Below are 3,354 nucleotides of genomic sequence, written 5' to 3' on the forward strand. Positions count from 1 at the left end.
CTCTGCGTCGTCAGTGCCACCGCGGTTGAAAAGCGCTTTTACTCTCGGCGCCGTGCGTCAGCTTAGACTATCGTGCCTGCGCTCCGCGTAGGCATGCAGTTCGTTACGCTTCGCGTCACACAGCGGTTCTGCGACTTCAGGTGGATTGGCGTTCGGCTCAAGTTACCTTTTTGCCTCTCGGCGACGCACTTTGAGGGACCAAAGCGAGCAAGGCCCTTGGCTCCGGTTTCCGGCTCAACTTCGTCAGGCCCTTCGCGGTCGAAAAGCGTTTCTGTGGCAGCGGCAACGACTGAGCCAATGGGGTAAACTCGCGCCATTGCTGTCTGGAGCTATTTATGCGCGCAGAGTTGAACAACGGCCTCATCGATTTTCTGAAGGCTTCTCCCACCCCGTTCCACGCCACCGCCACCCTCGTGCAACACTTCGAAGCTGCGGGTTTTCAGCGGCTGGATGAACGTGATACCTGGGCAATAGAAACTGGAGGTCGTTACTTCGTCACCCGTAATGACTCCTCTATCGTCGCCTTCCGCATGGGCCGTCAGTCGCCACTCACCGGCGGGATTCGCATGGTTGGCGCACACACGGACAGCCCGTGCCTGCGGGTCAAACCGCAACCGGAACTGCAACGCCAGGGCTTTTGGCAACTGGGCGTCGAAGTCTACGGCGGCGCGCTGCTGGCACCGTGGTTTGACCGTGATCTGTCGCTGGCAGGTCGTGTCACCTTCCGCCGCGATGGCAAGGTTGAAAGTCAGTTAATCGACTTCAAGCTGCCGATTGCCGTGATTCCCAATCTGGCCATCCACTTGAACCGCACTGCCAATGAAGGTTGGGCGATCAACGCGCAAAACGAACTGCCGCCAATCCTCGCGCAAGTGGCTGGCGACGAACGCGCGGACTTCCGTGCGCTTCTGACTGATCAACTGGCCCGCGAACACGGGCTGAATGCAGACGTGGTGCTCGATTACGAGCTGAGCTTCTATGACACACAGAGTGCCGCCGTTGTCGGCCTCAATGGGGACTTCCTGGCAGGCGCACGCCTGGACAACCTGCTGTCGTGTTATGCCGGGATGCAAGCGCTGCTGAACAGCGAAAGTGACGAAACCGCTCTACTGGTATGCACCGATCATGAAGAAGTCGGTTCGTCGTCGACCTGTGGCGCAGACGGCGCAATGCTTGAGCAGATCGTCCAGCGCCTGCTGCCGAGCAGCGAAGACTACGTGCGGACCATTCAGAAATCGCTGCTGATATCGGCCGACAACGCCCACGGCATACACCCCAACTACGCCGAAAAACATGACGCCAATCATGGTCCCAAGCTCAACGCCGGGCCGGTGATCAAGGTCAACAGCAACCAGCGTTACGCCACCAACAGTGAAACGGCCGGTTTCTTCCGCCATCTGTGCATGGCTGAAGAAGTACCGGTGCAGAGTTTCGTGGTGCGCAGCGACATGGCCTGTGGCTCGACTATCGGGCCAATCACCGCCAGCCATTTGGGGATCCGCACGGTAGACATCGGCCTGCCGACGTTCGCCATGCATTCGATTCGCGAGCTGGCTGGCAGTCATGATCTGGCGCATCTGGTCAAGGTATTGAGCGCGTTCTATGCCAGCCACGAGCTGCCATAACGCCTGCAATGATTGATTCTCGTGGGGGCGGCGTGCTGCTCCCGCGTAACAGTTCTGACGCCCGGTCGAATACCCTGATTGAAAAAATAAAGTTTCGCGGCTTACACATAAAAAACAACGCAGGTTTTATCGGTTTTACCCCTGGCACCTTTGTGCCGTACACCGTTGATTCGTTTATAAAGGGACATCATGTCCCGAACCGCATCGACGTACCCTGTCGATGATTCAGTACGAATAACCCGGTTACGTGACTCAGGTATCGTCCTCGTCGGTTTTATTGACGATATCGTCATCGTCGTTCACGTAATACGGAATGTCGGCTTCGACACCGTTCTCTCCCGTCCTTGGCCACCAATTGTCTGTACCGCTTACCGTCCCAGAGCCTGAAAACAAGCGTGGAGTCTTCTCCTGCCGATAACGTGGAACCTTCACTGCCAATAAGTTTGCTGCGAGCGCCTGCTGTCAACACACTGTTCTTTCCAGCGGTCAGTCTGCTTTGGTCTCCCGCCATCAACGTGCAGTCATGTCCGCCGGTCAACTTGCTTCTGTCTCCAGCGGTGAGGTAACTGTTCAGTAGTTTACTGCGGTCTCCCGCCGTCTGATTACTGTCTGCACCGGCGATAAGTCTGCTGCGGTCACCTGCCAGCTGTACGCTGCCTGCACCGGCTATCAGCGTGCTGCGAAAACCTGCGGTCTGCGAACTGCCCTTGCCGGCGATAAGCATGCTTTTGTGTCCGGCCACCTGAATACTTTCATGGCCCGCAATCAACGAGCTGCCATAACTTGCAATCTGGTTACTGCCGTAGCCCGCAGTCAATGTGCTGCGAATGCCCGATGTGAGACTGCTGCCATAACCGGCAATCAACACACTGCGAAGTCCGGCGATCAACGTACTGCCATAGCCTGCCGTCAGAAAGCTTCGGATTCCGCTGGTCAGGGAACCGCCATAACCGGCGATCAATGAGCTGTCCTGCCCGGCCGTTGCCGTACTGCCATACCCCGCCGTCAATGAACTTCCATGCTCGGCAGTCTGGGTACTGCCATAACCTGCCGTGAGCGTACTTTTATAGCCTGCCGTCTGCGTACTGCCATAACCCGCGATCAGCGAACTCTCATAGCCGGCGGTGGAGGTACTTCCGTAGCCGGTGGTGAGCGAGCTTTTTTCCTGCGCGGTTTGCGTACTGCCATAACCGGCTGTCAACGTGCTCTCGTAACCTGCCGTCTGCGTGCTGCCGTAACCCGCGATCAGCGAACTTGCATAACCTGCGGTGGAAGTGCTTCCGTAGCCTGTGACCAGGTCACTGCGTTCCTGCGCCGTTTGCGTACTGCCATAACCCGCAGTCAATGTGCTCTCGTAACCTGCCGTCTGCGTACTGCCGTAACCAGTGGTCAGCGAGCTGCTGTCCTGTGCGGTTTGCGTACTGCCGTAACCGGCGATCAGCGAGCTATCGGAACCTGCGGTACCGGTGCTGCCGTATCCGGCGGTCAGGTTGCTGCCCTCCTGCGCAGTCTGCGTACTGCCGTAGCCTGCCGTCAGTGCGCTGTCACTTCCTGATGTCTGGGTGCTGCCATATCCGGCGATCAATGAGCTATCCGCGCCTGCCGTGCCGGTGCTACCGTACCCAGCCGTCAGGTTGCTGCCTTCCTGTGCAGTCTGCGTACTGCCGTAGCCCGCCGTCAGTGCGCTGTCCCCTCCTGACGTTTGCGTACTGCCGTAACCGGCGATCAG

1 protein-coding gene and 1 pseudogene are annotated in these 3,354 nt (G+C 58.1%); one reads left to right on the forward strand and one right to left on the reverse strand.

Annotated features, from left to right (window positions below; all coding sequences use genetic code 11):
- Nucleotides 1–335: 335 nt before the first annotated feature.
- The gene (locus tag ALO64_RS19195) at nucleotides 336–1,625 is read left to right on the forward strand and encodes a M18 family aminopeptidase (protein ID WP_002552650.1); all 1,290 of its coding nucleotides are present in this window, start codon (nucleotides 336–338) and stop codon (nucleotides 1,623–1,625) included.
- Between the two features lie 252 nt (nucleotides 1,626–1,877).
- On the opposite strand, the pseudogene ALO64_RS19200 reads toward ALO64_RS19195, so the two are convergent.
- Nucleotides 1,878–3,354, reverse strand: a pseudogene (locus ALO64_RS19200) (Ice nucleation protein); the annotation flags it as partial.

This window comes from Pseudomonas meliae (genome assembly GCF_001400515.1).
Taxonomy (GTDB): domain Bacteria; phylum Pseudomonadota; class Gammaproteobacteria; order Pseudomonadales; family Pseudomonadaceae; genus Aquipseudomonas; species Aquipseudomonas amygdali.